Origin of the sequence: Nocardioides sp., from assembly GCF_036493135.1 — a bacterium.
GTDB lineage: Bacteria > Actinomycetota > Actinomycetes > Propionibacteriales > Nocardioidaceae > Nocardioides.
Map to the genome: position 1 here is coordinate 61,330 of NZ_DASXQG010000087.1, position 22,866 is coordinate 84,195.

General features: G+C 71.4%; 23 protein-coding genes. 19 read left to right on the forward strand and 4 right to left on the reverse strand.

The features are described from left to right. Positions 1 to 61 precede the first annotated feature (61 nt). From VGJ24_RS16300 to hemB, 5 genes are read left to right on the forward strand one after another with little or no spacing between them, the layout of a single operon-like run. Positions 62 to 727, forward strand: a complete 666-nt coding sequence (locus VGJ24_RS16300; RefSeq protein WP_331501689.1) for a redox-sensing transcriptional repressor Rex — start codon at positions 62 to 64, stop codon at positions 725 to 727. Then, positions 724 to 2,013: a glutamyl-tRNA reductase gene (locus VGJ24_RS16305; protein ID WP_331501690.1), complete on the forward strand. Its 1,290-nt coding sequence runs from the start codon at positions 724 to 726 to the stop codon at positions 2,011 to 2,013. The genes VGJ24_RS16300 and VGJ24_RS16305 overlap by 4 nt, the downstream gene beginning before the upstream one ends. After that, complete coding sequence (hemC, locus tag VGJ24_RS16310; RefSeq protein WP_331501691.1) at positions 2,010 to 2,993, forward strand: hydroxymethylbilane synthase; 984 nt, start codon at positions 2,010 to 2,012, stop codon at positions 2,991 to 2,993. The genes VGJ24_RS16305 and hemC overlap by 4 nt, the downstream gene beginning before the upstream one ends. Then, the gene (locus tag VGJ24_RS16315; protein WP_331501692.1) at positions 2,990 to 4,678 is read left to right on the forward strand and encodes a uroporphyrinogen-III synthase; all 1,689 of its coding nucleotides are present in this window, start codon (positions 2,990 to 2,992) and stop codon (positions 4,676 to 4,678) included. The genes hemC and VGJ24_RS16315 overlap by 4 nt, the downstream gene beginning before the upstream one ends. Continuing rightward, the gene (hemB, locus tag VGJ24_RS16320) at positions 4,675 to 5,676 is read left to right on the forward strand and encodes a porphobilinogen synthase (protein WP_331501693.1); all 1,002 of its coding nucleotides are present in this window, start codon (positions 4,675 to 4,677) and stop codon (positions 5,674 to 5,676) included. The genes VGJ24_RS16315 and hemB overlap by 4 nt, the downstream gene beginning before the upstream one ends. On the opposite strand, the gene VGJ24_RS16325 is transcribed toward hemB, so the two are convergent. Continuing rightward, positions 5,666 to 6,829 (reverse strand): hypothetical protein, encoded by a 1,164-nt coding sequence (locus VGJ24_RS16325; protein WP_331501694.1) that lies wholly within the window; start codon positions 6,827 to 6,829, stop codon positions 5,666 to 5,668. The genes hemB and VGJ24_RS16325 overlap by 11 nt on opposite strands. A 217-nt stretch (positions 6,830 to 7,046) precedes the next feature. Here VGJ24_RS16325 and hemL point away from each other — a divergent pair, with 217 nt between their 5' ends. The 6 genes from hemL to ccsB are packed head-to-tail and all read left to right on the forward strand — an operon-like array spanning position 7,047 to position 13,063. Then, positions 7,047 to 8,354, forward strand: coding sequence for a glutamate-1-semialdehyde 2,1-aminomutase (gene hemL / locus VGJ24_RS16330; RefSeq protein ID WP_331501695.1), 1,308 nt, complete (start codon positions 7,047 to 7,049; stop codon positions 8,352 to 8,354). Continuing rightward, entirely contained in the window at positions 8,347 to 9,033 is a 687-nt protein-coding gene (locus VGJ24_RS16335) for a histidine phosphatase family protein (RefSeq protein ID WP_331501696.1), read from the forward strand. Before hemL ends, VGJ24_RS16335 begins: the two co-directional genes overlap by 8 nt. Further along, entirely contained in the window at positions 9,034 to 9,615 is a 582-nt protein-coding gene (locus tag VGJ24_RS16340; RefSeq protein WP_331501697.1) for a TlpA disulfide reductase family protein, read from the forward strand. Next, positions 9,608 to 10,357: a cytochrome c biogenesis CcdA family protein gene (locus tag VGJ24_RS16345; protein ID WP_331501698.1), complete on the forward strand. Its 750-nt coding sequence runs from the start codon at positions 9,608 to 9,610 to the stop codon at positions 10,355 to 10,357. The genes VGJ24_RS16340 and VGJ24_RS16345 overlap by 8 nt, the downstream gene beginning before the upstream one ends. A gap of 10 nt (positions 10,358 to 10,367) precedes the next feature. Then, complete coding sequence (gene resB, locus VGJ24_RS16350; RefSeq protein WP_331501699.1) at positions 10,368 to 12,020, forward strand: cytochrome c biogenesis protein ResB; 1,653 nt, start codon at positions 10,368 to 10,370, stop codon at positions 12,018 to 12,020. Further along, positions 12,017 to 13,063 carry a c-type cytochrome biogenesis protein CcsB gene (ccsB, locus tag VGJ24_RS16355; RefSeq protein ID WP_331501700.1) on the forward strand — a complete coding sequence of 349 codons (1,047 nt, stop codon included), beginning with the start codon at positions 12,017 to 12,019 and terminating at the stop codon, positions 13,061 to 13,063. The genes resB and ccsB overlap by 4 nt, the downstream gene beginning before the upstream one ends. A 10-nt stretch (positions 13,064 to 13,073) precedes the next feature. Here ccsB and VGJ24_RS16360 read toward each other — a convergent pair whose 3' ends face one another. Continuing rightward, positions 13,074 to 13,268 carry a hypothetical protein gene (locus VGJ24_RS16360; protein ID WP_331501701.1) on the reverse strand — a complete coding sequence of 65 codons (195 nt, stop codon included), beginning with the start codon at positions 13,266 to 13,268 and terminating at the stop codon, positions 13,074 to 13,076. An 85-nt stretch (positions 13,269 to 13,353) separates the two neighbouring features. Between VGJ24_RS16360 and VGJ24_RS16365 the strand changes: the two genes are divergently transcribed. Further along, positions 13,354 to 13,614 carry a DUF4229 domain-containing protein gene (locus VGJ24_RS16365; protein WP_331501702.1) on the forward strand — a complete coding sequence of 87 codons (261 nt, stop codon included), beginning with the start codon at positions 13,354 to 13,356 and terminating at the stop codon, positions 13,612 to 13,614. Positions 13,615 to 13,642: 28 nt separating this feature from the next. Here the strand turns inward: VGJ24_RS16365 and VGJ24_RS16370 are convergent, their stop codons facing one another. Continuing rightward, the gene (locus VGJ24_RS16370; RefSeq protein ID WP_331501703.1) at positions 13,643 to 13,774 is read right to left on the reverse strand and encodes a hypothetical protein; all 132 of its coding nucleotides are present in this window, start codon (positions 13,772 to 13,774) and stop codon (positions 13,643 to 13,645) included. A gap of 152 nt (positions 13,775 to 13,926) precedes the next feature. Beyond that, positions 13,927 to 14,802, reverse strand: coding sequence for a 1,4-dihydroxy-2-naphthoate polyprenyltransferase (locus VGJ24_RS16375; protein WP_331501704.1), 876 nt, complete (start codon positions 14,800 to 14,802; stop codon positions 13,927 to 13,929). A gap of 37 nt (positions 14,803 to 14,839) precedes the next feature. Here VGJ24_RS16375 and VGJ24_RS16380 point away from each other — a divergent pair, with 37 nt between their 5' ends. The 7 genes from VGJ24_RS16380 (at position 14,840) to VGJ24_RS16410 (ending at position 22,859) form a co-directional block, all read left to right on the forward strand. Beyond that, positions 14,840 to 15,853 (forward strand): AMP-binding protein, encoded by a 1,014-nt coding sequence (locus VGJ24_RS16380; RefSeq protein WP_331501705.1) that lies wholly within the window; start codon positions 14,840 to 14,842, stop codon positions 15,851 to 15,853. Continuing rightward, on the forward strand, positions 15,850 to 16,800 hold the full coding sequence (locus VGJ24_RS16385; RefSeq protein WP_331501706.1) for an o-succinylbenzoate synthase: 951 nt from the start codon (positions 15,850 to 15,852) through the stop codon (positions 16,798 to 16,800). Before VGJ24_RS16380 ends, VGJ24_RS16385 begins: the two co-directional genes overlap by 4 nt. Then, positions 16,797 to 18,425 carry a 2-succinyl-5-enolpyruvyl-6-hydroxy-3-cyclohexene-1-carboxylic-acid synthase gene (gene menD, locus VGJ24_RS16390; protein WP_331501707.1) on the forward strand — a complete coding sequence of 543 codons (1,629 nt, stop codon included), beginning with the start codon at positions 16,797 to 16,799 and terminating at the stop codon, positions 18,423 to 18,425. Before VGJ24_RS16385 ends, menD begins: the two co-directional genes overlap by 4 nt. Before the next feature lie 59 nt (positions 18,426 to 18,484). Further along, on the forward strand, positions 18,485 to 19,216 hold the full coding sequence (locus VGJ24_RS16395) for a hypothetical protein (RefSeq protein WP_331501708.1): 732 nt from the start codon (positions 18,485 to 18,487) through the stop codon (positions 19,214 to 19,216). Positions 19,217 to 19,273: 57 nt separating this feature from the next. After that, on the forward strand, positions 19,274 to 20,185 hold the full coding sequence (locus VGJ24_RS16400; protein ID WP_331501709.1) for an AraC family transcriptional regulator: 912 nt from the start codon (positions 19,274 to 19,276) through the stop codon (positions 20,183 to 20,185). A gap of 36 nt (positions 20,186 to 20,221) precedes the next feature. After that, positions 20,222 to 22,084, forward strand: coding sequence for a Na+/H+ antiporter (locus VGJ24_RS16405; protein WP_331501710.1), 1,863 nt, complete (start codon positions 20,222 to 20,224; stop codon positions 22,082 to 22,084). A gap of 139 nt (positions 22,085 to 22,223) precedes the next feature. After that, positions 22,224 to 22,859: an MBL fold metallo-hydrolase gene (locus VGJ24_RS16410; protein WP_331501711.1), complete on the forward strand. Its 636-nt coding sequence runs from the start codon at positions 22,224 to 22,226 to the stop codon at positions 22,857 to 22,859. Positions 22,860 to 22,866 lie beyond the last annotated feature (7 nt).

Genomic DNA, 22,866 nt, shown 5'->3' on the forward strand with positions numbered 1-22,866 from the left:
GCCGGTCCTGTCCCACCTCAGGGCTCGACCTCCGTGTCCGGCGGCTGGAAAGACGAAGGCCTTGACCGCACGGACGTCCCACGACACCGCCCGGGAGATTCCCGAGGCGACCGTGGCCCGACTCCCCGTCTACCTGCGGGCGCTCACCACGCTGTCGGAGGCGGGCACCACGGTCTGCTCGAGCGAGGAGCTCGCCGCGGCCGCCGGCGTCAACAGCGCCAAGCTCCGCAAGGACCTGTCCTACCTCGGGAGCTACGGCACCCGCGGGGTCGGGTACGACGTCGACTACCTGCGCTACCAGATCGCCCGCGAGATGGGGGCGACCCGCGACTGGCCCGTGGTAATCGTCGGGATCGGCAACCTCGGCCACGCGCTCGCGAACTACTCCGGGTTCCGCAGCCGCGGCTTCCGCGTCGTCGCCCTGCTCGACGCCGACGGCCAACGGCACGGCGAGGTCGTGGCGGGCGTCGTCGTACGCCCCTTCAGTGACCTGCGGGCGATCGTGCGTGAGCACGGCGTCGCCATCGGTGTCATCGCCACCCCGGCCGCCGCCGCCCAGGACGTCGCCGACCAGATGGTCGATGCCGGGATCTCCAGCATCTTGAACTTCGCACCCACCGTGCTCAACGTCGGCGACCACGTCGCGGTCAGCAAGGTGGACCTCTCCAAGGAGCTCCAGGTGCTCGCCTACCACGAGCAGCGCAAAGCGACCCAGGAGACCGCATGACGGCCTTGGTCGTGGGCATCTCCCACCGCTCCGCTCCGATCGCGCTCCTCGAGCGCCTCGCCGTCGACCCCGACGGTGCCGCCAAGCTGGTCGAGGACGTGCTGGCCTACCCCCACGTCTCCGAGGCTGCCGTCGTCGCGACCTGCAACCGGCTCGAGATCTACGCCGCGGTCGACCGCTTCCACGGCAGCGTCGAGGACATCTCCCAACGCCTGGTCGAGCCAGCGGGCGGGAGCGTCGAGTCGCTGATCCCGAACCTCTACGTCCACTACGACGACGGCGCGGTCTCCCACCTGTTCCGGGTCGCCGCCGGTCTCGACTCGATGGCGGTCGGTGAGGCGCAGATCCTCGGCCAGACGCGCGACGCGCTGCGCATCGGCCAGGAGCAGGGCTCGGTCGGCCCGGTCCTCAACACGCTCTTCCAGCAGGCCCTTCGGGTCGGCAAGCGCGCCCACGCCGAGACCGGCATCGACCGGGCGGCCCCGACCCTGGTCTCCGCAGCGCTCGACCGGGCAGCCGGCGACCTGGTCGGACGCCGGGTCGCCGTCGTGGGTGCCGGTGCCATGTCCGCTCTGAGCGTCGCCACCGTCGTACGCCGCGGCGCCACAGAGGTCGTCGTCATCAACCGCACGCCCGAGCGCGCCGAGCGCCTCGCCACCGAGTACGGCGTGCGCTGGGCGCCGCTGACCGCGGTCGCCACCGAGGTCGCCGGGGCGGACATCGTCGTCGCCTGTGCCGGTGCGTCCGGGGTGCTGGTCACCCGCGACGCGGTCGCCGCCGCGCCAGGCCCGATCGCACTGGTCGATCTCGCGCTGCCCCATGACATCGACCCGTCCGTCACGGACCTGCCGGGTGTCTCCCTGGTGACCCTCGCCGACCTCGTCGACGAGCTCCGTGCCTCCGACGCCGGTGCCGAGGTCGAGGCGGTCCGCACGATCGTCAACGGCGAGGTCGAGGCCTTCCTCTCCGCGCGTCGGCACGCGAGCATGACTCCGACCGTCGTGGCCCTGCGCTCGATGGCCACGAGTGTCGTCGAGTCCGAGATGGACCGCATCGAGCGGAGGCTGCCCGGCCTCGACGAGGCCACGCGTGCCGAGCTGCGCCACACCCTGCGCCGGGTCGCGGACAAGCTGGTCCACCAGCCGACGATCCGGGCCAAGGAGCTCGGCGACCGCGACGCCGTCTCCTACGCCACCGCCCTGGCCGAGCTGTTCGCCCTCGACCCCGAGGCGGTCGACGCCATGACCCGGCCGATCGAGCCGGGCCACCCGGGAGCCGAGTCGTGACCGGGCCGATCCGCCTGGGCACCCGCGCCTCGGTGCTCGCCACCACCCAGTCCCGCTGGGTGGGCGAGCGCCTGACCTCGGCTCTCGGCCGCGAGGTCGAGCTGGTCGAGATCACCACCGAAGGAGATCGCGTCGCCCAGCCGATGGCGCAGCTCGGCGGCACCGGAGTCTTCGTCAGCGCGCTCCGCGAGGCGCTGCTGGAGGACCGCATCGACGTCGCGGTGCACTCGCTGAAGGACCTGCCGACCCAGCCGGCCGCCGGCATCACGCTCGCCGCCGTACCTCTCCGCGAGGACCCGCGCGACGTGGTGGTCGCCCGCGACGGGCTGACGCTCGGCGAGCTCCCCGCAGGCAGCCGGATCGGCACCGGCTCTCCGCGTCGGGCCGCCCAGCTGCACGCCCTCGGCCTCGGTTTGGAGATCGCCGACATCCGCGGCAATGTGGACACCCGGATCCGCAAGGTCCGTGAGGGTGTGTACGACGCGGTCGTCATCGCCCGCGCCGGGCTGGCCCGCCTCGCTCGCCTCGACGAGGCCACCGAGGTTCTCGACCCGCTTCAGATGCTGCCGGCCCCGGGGCAGGGCGCGCTGGCCGTCGAGACACGGGAGGGAGACGACCTGATGCACGACGTGGCCGTCCTCGACGACGCCCACTCCAGGGCCGCCGTCACCGCCGAGCGTGCCGTGCTGGCGACGCTCGAGGGCGGGTGTGCGGCCCCGATCGGAGTCCTCGCGGAGGTCGTCGAGGGCGACGAGGGAGAAGAGCTCTGGGTGCGAGCGGCCGCGCTCTCACTCGACGGGACGCTGGCGGTGCGGATGTCCGCGACCGGCGACCCGGCCGACGCCGGCGGCGTCGGGAACCGTCTCGCCGGGCTGATGCTCGACGAGGGGGCAGGACAGCTGACGGATATCCAGCACAGGACACAGCCGATGACACCGCGTGAGCAGCCGGTGACCGACTGCGAGAGGCAAGAGGCATGACGCGAGCCCAGAGGGCCCAGTCCCAGACCACGGTGAGCAGCGCGACCCCGACCCGGGTAGCGCGGGCCACTTCCGCCAAGCCCGGATGCGTGGCGTTCGTCGGAAGCGGGCCGGGTGATCCCGGTCTGCTGACCGTGCGTGCGGCCGACCTCATCCGCGAGGCCGAGATCGTGATCACCGAGGGTCCCGAGCACCCGGCACTGGTCCGAGCCCTGCTCGGTCTGCCCGAGGGTGCCGAGGGCGGTCCCGAGCTGGTCGACGGCGGGTTCGGCGAAGACGGTCAGCCGCTGACCCATGCGGCCCGCGCCAAGGTCGTGGTCAAGCAGGCCAAGCGCGGCGCCCGCGTGGTCCGGCTGCTGACCGGCGACCCGTTCGTCTACGCATCCGGTCCCGAGGAGGCCGCGGCGTGCGCCAAGGCCGGTCTCGACTTCGAGATCGTCCCCGGTGTCTCGTCGGCGGCCGCGGTCCCGGCGTACGCCGGCATCCCGCTGACCACCAAGGACCACCGCGAGGTCACCGTCGTCACCGCCGGCGACAAGGTCGACTGGAGTCGGTACGCCGAGACCAAGACCCTGGTCCTGCTCTCGGCCGTGAACTCGATCTCCGACATCGCCAAGGCGCTCGTCGCCGCTGGTCGCGATCCGGAGACCCCGGTCGCGATGACACGGACCGGCACCACCACCGACCAGCACACCGTCACCTCGACGCTCGAGCACATCGCGGCCGACGCCCGCGCGGCGCGGATGGCTCCGCCCGCCGTCACCGTGATCGGCGACGTGGTCGCGATGCGCGACGCGCTGTCGTGGTTCGAGACCAAGCCATTGTTCGGCTGGCGGATCCTGGTGCCCCGCACCAAGGAGCAGGCCGGCTCGCTCTCGGCCCGGCTGCGTGGCTTCGGAGGCGTGCCCGAGGAGGTGCCCACGATCTCGGTCGAGCCGCCCCGCAATCCGCTGCAGATGGACAAGGCGGTCCGCGGCCTGGTCGAGGGTCGCTACGAGTGGATCGCGTTCACCAGCGTCAACGCCGTCAAGGCGGTCCGCGAGAAGTTCGAGGACTACGGACTCGACGCCCGTGCCTTCTCCGGCCTGAAGATCGCTGCCGTCGGCGACAAGACCGCCGCCGCGATCGCCGACTGGGGTCTGCGGCCCGACCTCGTCCCCAGCGGCGAGCAGTCCGCGGCCGGCCTCCTCGAGGACTGGCCGGAGTACGACGAGCTCCTCGACCCGATCAACCGGGTCTTCCTGCCGCGGGCCGACATCGCCACCGAGAACCTCGTGGCCGGACTGATCGACCTCGGCTGGGAGTGCGACGACGTCACGGCGTACCGCACGGTCCGCGCGGCCCCGCCGCCGGCGCCGGTGCGCGATGCGATCAAGAGCGGCAAGTTCGACGCGGTCGTCTTCACGTCGTCCTCGACGGTACGCAACCTGGTCGGGATCGCCGGCAAGCCGCACCCGTCGACGGTCATCGCCGTGATCGGTCCGGCCACGGCGAAGACCGCCGAGGACCACGGGCTCCGGGTCGACGTCCTCGCGTCGAAGCCGGACGTCGATGAGCTGGTCGACGCGCTCGCCGACTTCGGCGCCGCCCGCCGCGCGGAGCTGCTCGAGGCCGGCCTGCCGGTCACGAAGCCGTCCGAGCGCAAGCCGGCCACCCGCAAGAGCAAGGCCACCTCGTCGCGATGACCGACGAGCTCGGCGCGCAGGTCCCGCGGCCGGTCACCCGGCCTCGGCGCCTTCGCACGACCCAGGGTCTGCGGAGCCTGGTCGCCGAGACCCGGCTCGCGCCCGAGCAGCTGGTACTGCCGATGTTCGTCCGTGAGGGCGCCACCGAACCGCGACCGATCTCGACCATGCCCGGGGTCGTCCAGCACACCCGCGACTCCCTGCTGAAGGCTGCCCACGAGGCGGTCGACCTCGGGCTCGGCGGTGTGATGCTGTTCGGCATCCCGCAGGATAAGGACGCGCTCGGGTCCGGCGCGACGGCACCGTCGGGGATCCTCAACGTCGCGATCACCGACGTGGTCGCCGAGGTGGGCGACGCGCTGACCGTGATGAGCGACCTCTGCCTCGACGAGTTCACCGACCACGGGCACTGCGGCGTCCTCACCCCCGACGGCCGGGTCGACAACGACCGGACCCTCGAGGTGTACGCCGAGATGGCGCTGGCCCAGGCCGACGCGGGCGTCGAGATGGTCGGCCCCAGCGGGATGATGGACGGTCAGGTCGCGGCGATCCGTGGTGCCCTCGACGGCGCCGGCCACACCGACGTCGCAATCCTGGCCTACTCCGCGAAGTACGCCTCGTCCTTCTACGGCCCCTTCCGCGAGGCCGTGGACTCATCACTGCAGGGCGACCGACGGACCTACCAGCAGGATCCCGCCAACGCCCGCGAGGGCGTCCGCGAGGTGTTGCTCGACATCGCCGAGGGGGCCGACATCGTGATGGTGAAGCCCGCGCTGGGCTACCTCGATGTCGTACGCCGCGTGCGCGACGCGGTCGACGTGCCCGTGGCGGCGTACAACGTCTCGGGCGAGTACTCCATGGTCGAGGCCGCCGCCGAGAACGGCTGGATCGACCGCGAGCGCGCGATCCTCGAGGTGCTCACCTCGATCCGGCGTGCCGGCGCCGACGTGGTGCTGACCTACTGGGCCCTGGAGGCTGCGCGCCTGCTCAGTGCGTGAGGTCGTAGACGCACTGGTTGAAGGCGCTCGTTCCCTGGAGTAGGCCGTTGGCGAGGCACTGCACGATCGCTTCTGCGGTGGTCAGGACCGTCGGCGTGGGCAACGGCGGCACGCTGAGCGTCGGACCACCGGGCACCGTGATCGGAGGAAGCGGAGGCGTCGCGGACGAGCTCGGGTCGCGGGTGGGACCGGAGGTCGGCCCGGTCGTCGGCCCGGACGTCGGCCCGGACGTCGGCCCGCCGGTCGGCCCGGACGTCGGCTGGGGCGTCGTCCCCGGGGGCTGGTTGCCGTGATGGTGGCCATGGTGGTGACGGCCGTGGTGCACGGAGTTGCTCACCAGCGGCGGGTTGCCCAGGGAGAACCCGGTGGTCGTCGTGCCGTTCGGCACCGAGCTGTAGTCGCCGGCCAGGTAGGCCTGCTCGATGGCCAGCACCAGGTCGACGTACCTCTGGTTGTGGTTGTAGCGGTACACCGCCGACCTTTGGCCGGCCGTCGTCGCGAGGTCGTCGGGTCCTGAGCAGAGATAGACGGCCGAGCCGAGCGCGGCGTCGTAGATGTCCTGCGGGTTGCGCTGGCCGTCGTTGTCGGCGTCCACACCCACGATCGCCCAGGTCGAGGGGATGAACTGCATGGGGCCGACCGCGCGGTCGAACCTCGTGTCGTGGTCGTACTGACCGGCATCGGTGTCGGCGATCCTCACGGTGCCGTGCGTGCCGTCCAGCACCGGCCCGAGGATGCCGGGTTTGTCGATGCCCTGGTCGGTCAGCACGTTGCCGTCGGCGCGGCCGTGGTCGGACTCGACCCGGCCGATGGCCGCGACCAGCTGCCAGGGCATGTGGCAGGTACGGTCGGCGGCGTCGATGACGGTGGCCGCGCGCTGGTACGCCGCGAGGGCCACCTCGGGGATGCCGCTCGCCGAGGCGGTGGACTCCACCTGCTGAGCGTTGGCACGGGTCAGGCCGTGTGACGGGATGAGGCTGGCGGGGGCCCGCACCGCCTGCGCGGGCACCCGGGTGCCGTCGGGCAGGGTCTGCGAGTCGGCAGCAGCCGACGCGTTGGACCCGGTGGTGGCCAGTCCGGCCGTCCACGCCGCCGAGAGCACAGCCAGCGGCAGCAGTGCCGACGCCTTCTGTGCGCGTCCGTACCTGCCCATCGACCCTTCCTCCTCGTGGAGCCGACCCGGAGGGGGTCTTCGCGACGACCGACCCACGGAGCATGGCTCCGGGGTGCAGGTTTCCCTCCCTGACCCCCGTCTAAACGAGCCAGACCGTTCGATGTTACGGGTCGGTACGCGTGGGGTGGGCCACTTCGGCCAAGCGGGACAGACCCTCGATTGCGGCTCGGTTGGGCGCCTCGGCCACAATGGCCCGGTGACTCACGACCGGTCGGAGGCTCTGTTCGCGCGCGCGAGCGCCGTCACGCCCGGAGGGGTCAACTCCCCGGTGCGCGCCTTCCGCGCGGTGGGCGGGACGCCGCGCTTCATCCACTCCGCCTCGGGTGCCCGGATGACCGACGTCGACGGCCACGAGTACGTCGACCTGGTGGGCTCGTGGGGTCCGATGCTGCTCGGGCACGCCCACCCCGAGGTGATGGCGGCCGTGCAGGACGCGCTCGCCCGCGGCACGTCGTACGGCGCGCCGACGGAGGTCGAGGTCGACCTCGCCGAGGAGATCGTGGGACGGACGCCGGTCGAGCAGGTCCGCCTCGTCTCCTCCGGCACCGAGGCCACGATGTCGGCGATCCGTCTGGCGCGCGGATTCACCGGTCGCGACGTCGTCGTGAAGTTCGCCGGTTGCTACCACGGACACGTCGACGCGCTCCTCGCCTCCGCCGGCTCGGGGCTCACCACGCTCGCCGTACCCGGCACCCCGGGTGTCCCGGAGACCGCCACGGCGCTGACCCGGGTGCTGCCCTACCACGACCGCGACGCCGTGGCCGCGCTCTTCGCCGACGAGGGCGACCGCGTCGCCTGCCTGATCACCGAGGCAGCACCCGGCAACATGGGCGTGATCGCGCCCGACCCGGGGTTCAACCAGTTCCTCGCTCAGACCTGCGGCCGGCACGGCGCGCTGTTCATCAGCGACGAGGTGATGACCGGCTTCCGTGCATCGCGCCAGGGACAGTGGGGCCTCGACGGCGCGCTCGAGGGCTGGACCCCCGACCTGATGACCTTCGGGAAGGTGATGGGTGGCGGCTTCCCCGCCGCGGCGTTCGGTGGCCGCGCCGACGTGATGGCGATGCTGTCGCCGCTGGGACCCGTCTACCAGGCCGGCACCCTGTCGGGGAACCCGATCGCCGCTACGGCCGGCCTGACCACGTTGCGGCTCGCGACCGACGACGTCTACACCCACGTCACCACCGCCGGCGACGCCGTCAAGGACGCCGCCGACAAGGCCCTGTCCGACGCGGGAGTGCCGCACACGATCTCGTCCGCCGGCACGATGTTCTCGGTCTTCTTCACCGACGGCCCGGTCCGCGACTACGACGACGCCCAGCGCCAGGACACCGCGGCGTACGCCGCGTTCTTCCACGCCATGCTCGACCACGGTGTCTACCTGCCGCCGTCCGCGTACGAGGCCTGGTTCCTCTCCTCCGCGCACGACGACGACGCCGTGGCGACGGTTCTGGAGGCGCTGCCGCACGCCGCCGCGGCCGCACGGGAGGCTTCGCGTGGCTGACCGGACCCAGGACCAGACCACGGTGCACCTGATCCGTCACGGTGAGGTCCACAACCCCGAGGGCGTGCTCTACGGCCGCCGCGACGGGTACCACCTCTCCGACCTCGGCCGGGAGATGGCCCAGCGCATCGCCGGCGCACTCGGCGACCGCGACATCGTCCACCTCCGTACGTCGCCCCTCGAGCGTGCGCAGGAGACCGCGGCGCCACTGGCGGCGGCCTTGGCCCTCACTCCCGTGATCGATCCCCGCGTGATCGAGTCCGGGAACGTCTTCGAGGGCAAGCGCTTCGGTCACGGCGACAACGCCCTGCGCAAGCCGAGCACGTGGATCCATCTCCGCAACCCGTTCAAGCCGTCGTGGGGCGAGCCGTACAAGGAGGTCGTCGCGCGGATGATCGCCGCGGTCCACGATGCCCGTGACGCCGCGGTCGGCCACGAGGCCGCGATCGTGTCCCACCAGCTGCCGATCTGGATCACCCGGCTCTCGCTGGAGAAGCGCTCCTTCCTGCACGACCCGCGCAAGCGGCAGTGCACGCTGTGCTCGGTGACCTCGCTGCAGTTCACCGGCGACGAGCTGACCACGATCAGCTACTCGGAGCCGGCCGGCGACCTGATCCCGGTCCGCGACAAGTTGGCGCCGTTCTCGGCCGGCGACGCCCCGGAGGCGAGAAAGCCGTAGATGGTGTCCAGGCGCGTGCTCTCGACGGTCGCGGCGGCCGTGTTCCTGCTGACCGCGAGCGGCTGCTCCTCCCTCCACGGTCTCAACGGCACCGACGGCAAGGACTTCGTCCAGGGAGACGGTGGCGTCCACGAGGTCGCGGTGGCCGACCGGGGCCGGCCGGTCGGCTTCACGGGCAAGGACCTCGACGGCAAGCCACTGTCGCTGGCCGCGCTGCGGGGCAGGCCCACCGTGATCTCGGTGTGGTGGGCCGGGTGCCCGCCGTGCCGCAAGGAGGCACCGCTGCTGGTCGGCGCCCAGCAGCAGCTCGGCGACCGGGCCCACTTCGTCGGTGTCGATGTCCGCGACGGCGGAACCGCCGCACCGAAGACCTTCGAGTCGCAGTTCGGCATCACCTGGCCGTCCTTCTACTCCCCGGGTGGTGAGGCGCTGCTGGCGTTCCCCGGGACGCTGACGCCCAACTCCATCCCGGCCACCGTGGTGCTCGACGCGCAGGGTCGCGTCGCGGCGAGCATCATCGGCGCGGTGCCGTCGCAGCTGACGCTGGTCCAGATGGTGCAGGACGTGATCGTGCATGGGTGACTGGTTCCAGCACCAGGCTCTCTCCGGCTCGCTGGTGCTGGCGATCCCGGTGGCCCTGGTCGCCGGGCTGGTCTCCTTCTTCTCGCCCTGCGTGATCCCCCTGCTGCCGGGCTACCTCTCCTATGCGACCGGCCTGTCCGGCGCCGACCTCGAGCACGCCCGGCGGGGGCGGATGCTCGCCGGCGCCGTCCTGTTCGTGCTCGGCTTCTCGGTGGTCTACGTCGTGATCGGGTTCACCGCCGGCTCGGTCGGCACCTGGCTGGTGCGTTCGCGCACCCAGCTCGAGGTGGTCCTCGGCATCGTGCTGATCCTCCTCGGCCTGGCGTTCGCCGGGCTCGTGCCGTTCCTGCAGCGTGACGTGCGCGTCCACTCGGTCCCCGCGGTCGGCCTCGGTGCCGCGCCCCTGCTCGGCTTCCTGTTCGGGCTCGGCTGGACGCCGTGCGTCGGGCCGACCCTGAGCGCGATCATCACCCTCGGTCTCAACGAGGGCACCGCCAACCGCGGCGCCCTACTGGCGGGGGTCTACTGCGTGGGGCTGGGAGTGCCGTTCATCGTCGCGGCCCTGGCCTATCGCCGCGCTCTGGGCGCGTTCCAGTTCGTCCGCCGTCACCAGCAGTGGGTGACCCGGGTCGGCGGCCTGATGCTGGTCCTGGTGGGGCTCGCGCTGATCACCGGCTACTGGGACCAGGCCGTCAGCTGGCTGCAGGTCCACCTCGTGAACAACTCCACGGTGGCAGTGTGAGGGCCCTCGGATGAGCGACCTCCGGACGGACCAGCCCGAGGAGACGGGGAGCTGGCAGCCGAGCGGCGACCGCGACCACCACCGGCGTGCCGGGGAGCTGACCGCGTGGGAGTTCCTGCGCTGGACGTGGCGTCAGCTGACCTCGATGCGGACCGCGCTGGTCCTGTTGCTCCTCCTCGCCCTCGGCGCGATCCCCGGCTCGGTCATCCCGCAGAGCGGCGTCGACGCGCTGAAGACGCAGAACTGGCAGGCGGCTCACCCGCACCTGACGCCGATCTACGAGAAGCTCAGCCTGTTCAGCGTCTACCACTCACCGTGGTTCGCCGCGATCTACCTGCTGCTGATGGTCTCGCTGGTCGGCTGCATCGTGCCGCGGTTGTTCGTCTACTGGCGCGGCTATCGCAAGCAGCCACCCGTCGCGCCACGCAACCTGACCCGCCTGCCGGACCACGCGTCGTACACCACCGACGAGGAGCCGGCGGTCGTCCTGGAGCGTGCCGCGCGGCGCCTGTCCCCCGGCAACCGGATCTCGACGAGCTCGACCGACCAGGGCTGGGGCCCGCCCGCGGAAGGAGGATGGGTCTCCGCCGAGCGCGGGCAGCTGCGTGAGGCCGGCAACCTGCTCTTCCACCTGTCGGTACTCGTCGTCCTCGTCGGCTTCGGCATCGGCAGCCTGTTCGGGTACAAGGGCGGCGTCATCCTGATCGTCGGCAACGGCTTCTCCAACACCCTGACGCAGTACGACGACTTCGACCCGGGCTCGCTCTTCGACGCCGACAAGATGGAGCCGTTCTGCTTCACCGTGCACGACTTCAAGGTGCAGTGGATCCAGAGCGGTCCGCGGCAGGGCCTGGCCCGCGGCTTCCAGGCGCCGTTGACCTACCGCAACTCCTGCCAGGGCGACGAGTCGTCATGGTCGGCGCAGCAGAGCTACGACCTGCGGGTCAACCATCCGCTCACGATCGGCGGTACCCAGATCTTCCTGATCGGCCACGGCTACGCCCCGGTGATCACCGTCCGCGACGCCCAGGGCCACAAGCTCTACGACGGCCCGACGGTCTTCCTCCCCGAGAGCTCCAACTTCGAGTCGTTCGGCGTCGTCAAGGCGGCCGGCCTCCGGGCAGGCCAGGACATCGGGCTCGAGGGGTTGTTCTACCCGACCTTCGCGCTGGTCCGGGGCCAGCCGATCAACGTGATGGGCGACGACAAGAACCCCACCCTGTCGATGCTCGCGTACGTCGGCGACCTCGGCCTGAACACCGGGGTGCCGCAGTCGGTCTACGCGATGGACAAGGCGAACATGCGACAGCTGAAGAAGCCGAACGGGAAGGTGTTCCGCGTCGACATCCAGCCGCACGAGACCGTGCAGCTGCCCGATGGCGCCGGCTCGGTCACGTTCCACGGCGTCAAGCACTGGACCCGGCTCCAGATCAGCCGTACCCCGGACGTGTGGCTCACGTTGCTCGGTGTCGTCCTGGCGCTCGTGGGCCTGCTGGGCTCGCTGTTCATCCGACCCCGGCGCGTCTGGGTGCGCGCTCGTCGTCGCGACGGGACGACGCTGGTCGAGGTGGCCGCCCTGGACCGGTCGGGTGGCGGTGACCTGGCACCCGTACTCTCGTCGGTGGTGGACTCGTTGCAGGCCGAGGAGGGAACACACGCATGAGCGTCGACCTGGGCATCGGCACGGGCACGTGGGAGCACCTCAGCAACCAGGCGATCGCAGCGGCGGGTGTCGTGTACTTCCTGGCGCTGGTGGCTCACCTGGTGGAGTGGAGCGCGCTGCGCACCGTACCGGTGCAGGCGGCCGCGCGCGTGGCCGTACCCGCTCGGGCCACCGCCGGTGCGCCGCCGGTCGAGGATGTCCCGTCAGGGGCCACGGCCGGGCCGGAGGAGTCGATCCGGTTCCGGATCGCGATGTTCGGCAACCTCGCGCTGATGCTCACCGTGATCGCCGCGGTCGCCCACTTCGTGGGGCTCTTCGCTCGGGCGGAGGCGGCGCAGCGGGTGCCCTGGGGCAACATGTACGAGTTCACGATCTCGGGATCATTCGTCGTGGTCGCCGGCTACCTCCTGCTGCGCAAGCGCTTCGGCCTGGCCTGGATGGGGCCGATCGTCACCGGTCTCGTGCTGGTGCTCCTGATGATCTCCGTGCTGTGGCTCTACGCCCCGGTCGAGCCGCTGACCGAAGCCCTGCGGTCGTACTGGCTGGTGATCCACGTGATGTCCGCGATGATCGCCACCGGCGCGTTCACCCTCGGCGGTATCACCTCGGCGCTGTACCTCGTGCGGGCGCGCGCCGAGAAGCGCGGACGCGTCCCCGACAAGGGGTACATCGCCCGGCTCCCCGCGCTGACGACCCTCGACCGCGTCTCCTACCGGATCCACGCGTTCGCGTTCCCCGTCTGGACCTTCGCGGTGCTGATCACCGGACCGATCTGGGCGCACGAGGCCTGGTCGTCGTACTGGAACTGGGACCCCAAGGAGGTGTGCGCCTTCATCACCTGGGTGGTGTACGCCGCCTACCTGCACGCACGCGCGACCGCCGGTTGGCGCGGCCGGAACGCCGCCATCCTGGCGCTGGTCGGCGTGGCCACGCTGTGGTTCAACTTCATCGGGATCAACTACTTCTCGACGACGAGCCAACACTCCTATGCGAGTGGCGCTCCGGCGAGCAGCCTCGTCGCCCACCTACCTCAGGACGGATGACGCTGCAGGCTCAGCTCGGGTCGTCGGGACCCTTGTCCCGCCGGGAGATCTGGGCCAGGAACTCGTCGTCGTCATCGGGGCCCACCGGTCGGACATACTCGTCGTCGTCCCGATGAGGTCGCCGAGGGAAGCCCTCCAGCAGGAACCGTGCGGCGTAGTAGGAGCCCACCGCGACAACGACCAGCAGCAGTACGAACCTCCACACGGCACCAGACTAGGACGGCGCTGGTCGTCCGTGGGCGCGACTTGCCAATTCTGGCCGTCCTCGACGGGCTGACTAACCTGTGGGTGTGAAGGAGTTCTGGATCTACACCGGCCTGCGGCTGATCTTCTTCGCCGCCTCGGTGGTCGTGATCGGCGGCGTCTGGCTCGCCGTCTCGGACTCGGCCAGCGTGATGTGGATCCTGATCCTCTCCCTGGCCGTCAGCGGCCTGGCGTCGTACTTCCTGCTCGGCAACCAGCGCACCGCCCTGGCCCGGCACGTCGACGAACGCGCCCGTCGCGCGACGGAGAAGTTCGAGGAGCTGAAGGCCAAGGAGGACGTCGACTGACGGTCACCTGGACCGCGGCCGGCTACGGCTACTTGCGACGGTTGATCTGGCGGTTGATGCGCGACTCGGACTGACCGAGGATCTTGGCCAGCAGCGGCACCCGCATCTTCCACGCCACGAACCCGGCCACCACGATCACCAGCAGGATCAACCAGAACATGTGACCAGCCTAGACGGCCGGTGGGCGGCGGCCCGGCAATCGGGTCGAGCTGTGGCAGCCCAGCGGTCCGGCAACGGTTGTGGCCTCTGGTTTGCCTCCCACGTGGTGCACCGCTGCTGAGGTGGGCTCGGCGCGGCCGGTGGTGCGGCCGGTCAGGTGGCGACAGCGAGGCCGACCAGCAGACCGAGCCCGTAGAGCAGCTCCGCGACGCCGGTCAGCTGGAGCACCGGGATCAGCCCCGGGCCTCCGGCGCCGGACCGGACGACGCGCGACGCCTTGAGCGACGGAACGGCGTACACCAGGGCGAGCAGGGCCCACCAGCTGGTGGTGAGTGCGACGCCGATCAGGGCGACCAGGGCGAGCAGCATCAGCAGCACGTAGAAGAGTCGCGTGCGCCCGTCTCCGAGCCGGACGGCGAGGGTGATCTTGCCGGCGCCGCGGTCGGTGGGGATGTCGCGGAGGTTGTTGGCGACCAGGATCGCGCAGGCGATCGCGCCGATGCCGACCGCGGCGTACCACGCGGCGGCCTGCCACTCCTGCGTCTGGACGTACGTCGTGCCGACCACCGCGACCAGGCCGAAGAACACGAAGACCATGACCTCGCCCAGACCCAGGTACCCGTAGGGCTTCGAGCCGCCGGTGTAGAACCACGCGGCCAGCACGCACAGCGCGCCGACGACCACCAGCCACCAGGCGGTCGTCGCGGCGAGCACGAGGCCGGCGACGGCCGCCACCCCGAACGCCAGGAACGCCGCGCGCTTCACGGCACCGGGCGACGCCGTACCCGAGCCGACGAGGCGCATCGGACCGACCCGGTCGGCGTCGGTGCCGCGGATGCCGTCGGAGTAGTCGTTGGCGTAGTTTACGCCGACCTGAAGGGCCAGCGCGACCACGAGGGCGAGGAGCGCCTTCCACCACACCGCACCGTCGTCGTACACCGCGACGGCGGTCCCGGCCATCACGGGCGAGATCGCGGCGGGCAGCGTGCGGGGACGAGCGCCGGCGACCCAGTCAGAGGTGGAGGGCATGGCGGGATTCAAGCAGTCGTGCCCTAGCGTTCGTCGCATGGGTCTGCGGCTGGGCGGTGTCGTCGACCGTGACATCGACGCCGTGGAGGCGTGGCTTGCCGACCAGGATCCCGGACCGGCGATCGTCGCCACCTCTGGCTCTTCGGGCGCCCCGAAGCAGGTCGTGCTGTCCCGCGCCGCGGTCCTCGCGTCGGCCGCCGCGTCGGCCGCACGGCTCGGCGGGTCGGGGCCGTGGCTGCTCGCGCTGCCGTCGTCGTACGTCGCCGGGCTGAACGTGATGGTGCGGTCGTTGCTCGCCGGCCATCGGCCGGTCCCCCTGGGCGAGCGTTCACCCCGGGACGCCTCGGTCGTCGGCGGGTACCTCTCTTTGGTGCCGACCCAGCTCCACCGTTGGCTGAGCGACCCCGATGATGCCCACTCGCTCGCGGCCTTCGGCGCCGTACTGGTCGGCGGAGGACCGGTCGACACGGACCTCAAGGACCGCGCGCGGAGTGTCGGCATCCGGCTGGTCGCGACGTACGGGATGGCAGAGACGTGTGGTGGCTGCGTGTACGACGGACTGCCGCTGGACGGCGTCGGCCTCGCGCTGGCCACCGACGGGCGGGTGAGGCTGGCGGGGCCGACCCTGTTCGACGGGTACCTCGACGATCCGGCGGCGACCGACGAGGTGCTGGTCGGCGGGTGGTTCCACACGTCGGACACCGGGCGGCTGGACCAGGACGGGCGGCTCCAGGTGCTCGGTCGGCACGACGACATGGTGGTCAGCGGCGGGGTCAATGTGCCCGCCGCCGCCGTCGCCGCACGGCTGCGCGAGCACCCCCAGGTGAAGGCGGCCGAGGTCGTGGGGCTGACCGATGCCGAGTGGGGCCACCGAGTGGTCGCCGTCGTCGTCGGTGATCTCGCGCTGGCTGAGGCACGCGAATGGGTCGGGGAGAAGCATCCGCGCGCCTGGGCGCCGCGCGAGGTGGTCGTCGTACCGGAGCTGCCGATGCTCGCCAACGGCAAGGTGGACCGGCTCGCCGTTCGCGAGCTGGCGAGGGCCGCCCGATGAGGGTGTTCTCGATCCCGATGACGACCCGCTTCCGCGGCATCGCAGTGCGCGAGGGCGCCCTGATCGAGGGGGAGTCGGGGTGGGGCGAGTGGAGCCCGTTCACCGAGTACTCCCCCGAGGTCGCGGAGCCGTGGCTGCGATGTGCGGAGGAGGCCGCGGCCGGCGACTGGCCCGCGCCCGTGCGCGACCTCGTGCCGGTCAACGCCACGGTCCCGGTCGTCTCGCCCGCGGCGGCCCACGAGCTCGTGCTTCGGTCGGGTTGCGCCACGGCCAAGGTGAAGGTGGCCGACCCCGGCACCGAGCCGGCCGACGATCTGGCCCGGGTCGAGGCCGTGCGTGACGCGCTCGGGTCGACCGGGAAGGTCCGCGTCGACGCCAACGGCGCGTGGGACGTCGCCACCGCGGTGGCCACGATCGCCGCGCTCGACCGGGCCGCGGGCGGCCTCGAGTACGTCGAGCAGCCCTGCGCGTCGGTCGAGGACCTCGCCGCGGTACGCCGTCGGGTCGCCGTTCCGATCGCGGCGGACGAGTCGATCCGCCGGGCGGAGGACCCGTACCGCGTGCGTGATCTGCGGGCGGCCGACATCGCGGTGCTCAAGGTCCAGCCGCTCGGTGGGGTGCGGGCCTGTCTGAGGATTGCCGAGGACATCGGGATGCCGGTGGTCGTCTCGTCCGCGCTCGAGACCTCGCTCGGGCTGGCGGCGGGGGTCGCCCTGGCGGCCGCACTGCCCTCACTCGAGCACGCGTGCGGGCTCGCGACCCGGGCGCTGTTGATCGCCGACGTCGCGACGCCGGAGCTGGTGCCGGTGAACGGCGCGCTGGCCGTCGGCGTACCCACCGTCGTCCCCTCGCTCCTGGACGCCGTCGCCGCGTCGCCGGACCGGGCGGCGTGGTGGGAGGAGCGCCTCGCCGCCGTGCGGGCGGTCCGACAGGATCGTGACTCGTGAACGAGTCGACCGCCCTCGCGCGGGCGGTGATCAGCCGCCTGGTCGAGGCCGGGGTGCGCGAGATCGTCCTCGCGCCGGGGTCGCGGAACGCACCCCTGGCCTTCGCGGCGTACGACGCGGCCGAGACGGGTGTGGTCCGGCTGCACACCCGCATCGACGAGAGAACCGCCGGCTTCCTCGCTCTCGGACTGACCAAGGTCGGCTCGCGAGCCGCCGTGATCTGCACGTCGGGGACCGCCGTCGCCAACCTCCACCCCGCGATGCTCGAGGCCACCCATGCCGGTGTGCCCCTCGTGGCCGTCACCGCCGACCGCCCCGCGCGCCTCCGCGGCACCGGCGCCAACCAGACCACCGACCAGGTCGGGATCTTCGGCCACCTCCTCCCCACCGTGGACATTTCCGGGCTAGTCCCTGACGAAACCGTCCTTCTCAAGGCGATATCGGAACCGTTTCGTCAGGGACTACCCCTCCACCTCAACCTCCGGCTGGACGATCCGCTGGTGCCGGAGGACCGGTGGACCGACATGCCCGCGGCCACGGAGCGGGAGGAACGACCGGGGTGGCGACGCTTCGAGAACGACGCGCACCAGGAGGTGGTGATCCCGCTCGGGCCGCGGACGGTCGTGGTGGCCGGTGACGACGCAGGACCGCCCGCTCGACAGCTGGCCGAGCGCGCGAGCTGGCCGCTGCTCGCCGAGCCCTCCAGCGGCTCGCGCACCGGCACCCATGCGATACGGACCTACCGTCTCCTCCTCGACGCCGACCTCGGCACCGAGATCGAACGGGTCGTCGTCTACGGGCATCCGACGCTGTCGCGGCCGGTCTCCCGGTTGCTGGCCCGCGACGACGTCGAGGTCTGGAGCGGGCCCTCCGGGTGGGGGACCTGGACCCAGCGACCGTTCGCCGTCGACCACGACTTCCGCCGGCTCTCCGTGGCCGAGGGCGCCGACACGACGTGGTTCGACCGCTGGCGCGAGGCCGACGCCCGTCTCGGCCGAGCACTGGACGCGCTGCTCGCCGCCGAGCCCGACCTCACGGCGTACGACGTCGCCGGTGCGGTCGCGCTGGCCCTTCCGCGCGAAGGGCTCCTTGTCGTCGGCGCGTCCAACCCGATCCGCGACCTCGACCTGATGGTGCCGCGCTACGAGGTGGGCGGCCGCCGCAAGGTGATCGCCAACCGCGGTCTCTCCGGCATCGACGGCGTCGTCTCGACCGCCGTCGGCGCCGCCCTCGGCCGCCGGTCCGACCGCAGCCTCGCCCTCGTCGGCGACGTGACGTTCCTCCACGACAGCAACGGACTCGTCCTCGGCCCCGACGAGCCGCGGCCGGACCTCACGATCGTCGTCACCAATGACGACGGCGGCTCGATCTTCGCCACCCTCGAGCAGGGTGCCGAGGAGTACGCCGAGTGCTATGACCGCCTCTTCGGCACGCCCCATGGCGTCGACATCGCCAGCCTCTGTGCCGCGACCCGTACCCCGCACCTGAAGGTCACGAGTCGCGTCGAGCTCGAGCAGGCCCTGACGACTCCCAACGGCGGGATCGAGGTCGTCGAGGCCGTCGTACGCCGCGACAACAGGCGCGACCTCGACGCCCGGATCCGCGCCCTCGCCGAGGCGCACTAGTCGGTCACGACTCAGCCACGACGATTCCGCGACGGCGACCCGGCCGTCATCATCGCGGTATGGACGCTCGTGCCGGCGTGGCCGCGCTGCTGGTCGGCGTCGGGATGTTCACCGGCTGCTCCTCCCAAGCGAGCGACCACGCAACCGACGGCGCGACCGACGACGCGGCGCGCGCGATCGCTGCCGGCGACCCGGCGTACGCGCTGGATCGGCTGCGGCACAACAACGGCGAGGTCGGCGGAGCTGCGCCCACCCTCGAGGACTCCCTGCCGAACCACCGCTACGCGCTGGGTGACACCGGAGAGGTCGCCTCCTACTCGGACGCCCTCGCCCTCGGCACCGTCACCGGGGTCAGGAAGGGCATCGGTGTGACCTGGCGCGACGATGACAACTACACCGTCGTCGACTTCGACGACATGGCGGCCGACACCCGAACGGTGGTCGTCACGATGACGGTCGCCGACGGCACGGGAGCCATCACGCCGGGCGACGGCCCCATCAGCTTCCGGGTACTGGTGCCATCGCTCGCCGACCCCGACCGGTTCGCCGCGGGCATGGCCGGACTCGGCCGGATCGCGGTGGTGCTCCACCGGGACGCCACCGACTTCGACAGCACACCCTGGCGACCACTCATGAACGACAACCTGATCGGGGTGATCGCGGACGACGGCACGCTCACGCTCCCAGGTCTGGCGCGCGGGGCAGTGTTCGCCGGCGACCTCCACACCGCCGCCCAGCTGCTCGCGGCGGCCCGGGCGCCGGACACGACCACGACCGTCCCCGTTCCTTGACCGAGCCGGCGCAAGGACGGTCAAGACACCGCCCTCGCCGCGGGGCACCATGTCCTCATGACCGTCGCCGCCGACACCTTCGCCGAGTTCGTCGACGGGCTCGCCGCTGCGCTCGACGACCACGAGGCGACCGGCGAGGACTGGGCCGCCCGCCACCACTTCTCGCGCTACCACTTCGACCGGATGATCAAGTCCGTCGCCGGCGAACCGCCGCAGGCGCTGCGTCGCCGCATCCTGCTCGAGCGCGCGGCGTACCGGATGATCACCACGCGGGCGCCGCTCCTCGACATCGCCGTCGAGGCCGGCTACTCCTCGCACGAGGCGTTCACCCGCGCGTTCACCAAGGCGTACGACGTGGCCCCGCGCGAGTGGCGCAAGAAGCCGGGCCACATCCAGATCGGAGAGGCGAACGGCGTGCACTTCGTGCCTCCGGCCAGCATCCGCCTGCCCTCGCGCGACGTCGTCCGCGGGCCCGACCTGCTCGAGAAGATGGTCGCGCACCACGTCTGGCTGACCGGCGAGATGGTCCGGGTCGCCGGTCACCTCACCGACGACCAGCTCGACGAGACCGTCGTGGTCGAGGACGACGACGAGGGCCAGACGATCCGCTCGCTGCTCAGCCGGCTCGTCGGCCAGATGGGCATGTGGAACGCCGCGATGGCGACCCGCGACTACGACTGGAGCGCCGAGGACCACGAGTCGATCAGCTCGATGCGACGTCGCCTTGGCATCGAAGGCCCGCGCTACCTCGCCCACGTGCGCGAGGTCTGTGACCAGGGGAGGATCGAGGACACGTTCGTCGACGCCCTCTGTGAGCGCGCGGAGGTGTTCACGTACGGCGGGATGATCGCCCACGTGCTGACCTTCGCGGCGTACCGCCGGACGGTCGTTGTCCTCGCGTTCAGCCGCCTCGGCCACGACGAGCTGGGCTGGGGCGACCCGATGAGGTGGGTCGCGGACCGGGCGTGATCCGCGCCGCCGTCGGCGCATGGCAAGAATGTCCGCGTGGAGATCGCGTTCGAGCTGGTGACGCTGGCGATCGTCGTGCTCGCGGGGACGGCGCTCGCCGAGCGCGTTCGCTTCCCCGCGCCGCTCGGGCTGATCGTCGTCGGTGTCGTGGCGTCGTACGTGCCCGGTGTCCCGACCGTCCACCTCAGCGCGGACGTCGTACTGCTCGGTCTGCTGCCGCCCCTGTTGTACGCCGCAGCCATCCAGACCTCGCTGGTCGACTTCAACGCCAACCGCCGGCCGATCCTGCTGCTCAGCGTCGGCCTGGTCATCTTCACCACTGTGGGCGTCGGCGTGCTCGTCCACGCCCTCCTCCCCGGCATCGACTGGTGGGCCGCGCTCGCCATCGGCGCCGTCGTCGCGCCTCCCGACGCTGTCGCGGCGACCGCGATCGGGCGACGCATCGGCCTGCCACGCCGCATCGTGACGATCCTCGAGGGGGAGTCGCTCCTGAACGACGCCACCGCACTCGTCGCCCTGCGGACGGCGATCGCGGCCGGTGCCGGAGGGGTCGAGACGTGGAGCGTGGGCACGGACTTCCTGGTCGCCTCCATCGGCGGCGCGGCGATCGGGTTCGCCGTGTTCCTCCTGATCGCCCCGATGCGTCGCCACGTCACCGACCCGATCCTCGACACCGCGATCTCGTTCGTGGTGCCCTTCGCGACGTACATCATCTCGGAGGAGGTGCACTCCTCCGGCGTCGTCAGCGTGGTGGTCGCCGGGCTGCTCCTGGGCCACAAGGCGCCGGTCATCCAGACCGCGCAGTCGCGCATCGCCGAGCGCATCAACTGGCGGACCATCGCGTTCTTCCTGGAGAACACCGTGTTCCTGCTGATCGGTCTGCAGGCGCGGTGGATCCTCCAGGGCGTCCGCGACGGCGGGACCCCCGCCGGCCGGGTCGTCCTGGTCTGCGGGCTGACGCTCCTCGCCTGCGTCGTGCTCCGGCTCGTCTGGGTGTTCTTCGCCCGCTACCTGCTGGTCCGACCCGGTCCCGACCCGATCACCGGCCAGGTGCCGCCGGCGTCGTTCACGTTCCTTCTCGGCTGGGCCGGGATGCGCGGCGTCGTGACGCTGGCCGCGGCGTTCGTGATCCCGGCCGACGCGCCGTACCGCGAGGTGTTGCTGCTGATCGCGTTCACCGTCGTGGCCGGCACCTTGTTCATCCAGGGCCTCTCGCTGCCCTGGCTGGCGCGTCGGCTGCGCGTCCCCGCACCGGACCCGCTCGAGGACGCGCTGGCCCGCGCGACCGTGCTGCAGCAGGCGTCCAAGGCGGGCTTCAAGAAGCTGCACGAGCTGGAGTACGACGACCGCCACGGCGTCTTCGCGCTCCTCAAGCAGCGCATCGAGCAGCGCAACTTCGCGGCGTGGGAGCGGCTCGGCACCGTCGCCGACCAGGAGGCCCCCAGCGAGCTGTACACCCGGGTACGGCTGGAGATGATCGCCGCCGAGCGGCAGCGGGTGCTCGACATCCGCAAGTCCGGGACCGTCGCCAGCGAGGTGGTCAGCGACGTGTTGGCCATGCTCGACGTCGAGGAGTCGATGCTGGACATCAGCCAGGACAGTCGCGAGGAGATCCGGGTGACGGCGGCGCAGCGTCGTACCGGCGTCTCGTGCGCGGACCTCGACTCCTTCCCGGCGATCGAGACGGTCGCGGAACCGGAGTGCGGTGACTGCCTCCGCGAAGGTACGGCGTGGGTCGCGCTCCGCCAGTGCCTCGAGTGCGGGAACATCGGCTGCTGCGACTCTTCACCCCGCCGCCACGCCACCGCCCACTTCCACGAGTACCAGCACCCGGTGATCGAGTCCGCCGAGCCCGCCGAGGACTGGCGCTGGTGCTACATCCACCACGCCACCGCCTGAGCGAGGTCCTCGAAGGTGGGGTGGCGGAGTGTCGTAACAGCGCGATCGCGCTGGAATGACATCCCAGAGCGCTCTTCGGGTGTCATAACCGCGCGATCGCGCCGAAATGACAGTCGCCCGACGTGCCTAGGCTGAGGACATGCGGATCACGAAGTTCGGCCATTCCTGCGTCCGGCTCGAGCACGACGGGAAGGTGGTCGTCCTCGACCCGGGGATGTTCACCGATCCGGAGGCGGTCGACGGGGCGGACGCGGTGGTGATCACCCACGAGCATCCCGACCACTACCTGCCCGATCACCTCTCTCGCACCGACGCGCCGGTGTTCACGATCGCGGCGGTGGCTGCGAAGATCCGCGACGACGCACCCGCGATCAGCGAGCGGGTGACGGTGGTGGCGCCGGGTGAGTCCTTCGACCCCGGCATCCCGGCGGAGTCGGTCGGCGAGCTGCACGCCGTGATCCACCCGGACCTACCGCGCTTCTTCAACTCCGGCTACCTGTTCGACCTCGGCGGTACGACGGTCTACCACCCGGGTGACGCACTGACCGTCCCGGAGCAGCGCGTCGACGTGCTCTGCGTGCCGGTCTGTGCGCCGTGGATGCGCGCGGCCGAGGGTGTCGACTTCGCCCGAGCTGTCGGGGCCCCGCGCAACGTCGCGATCCACGACCGGATCTATTCCGAGGCAGGGCTGAAGATCGTCGATGGCCACTACGGCCTGCTCCTGCCGGAGACCTCGACGTACCTCCGCCTCCCCGACGGCGCCGATCTCGACTGACGCCCAG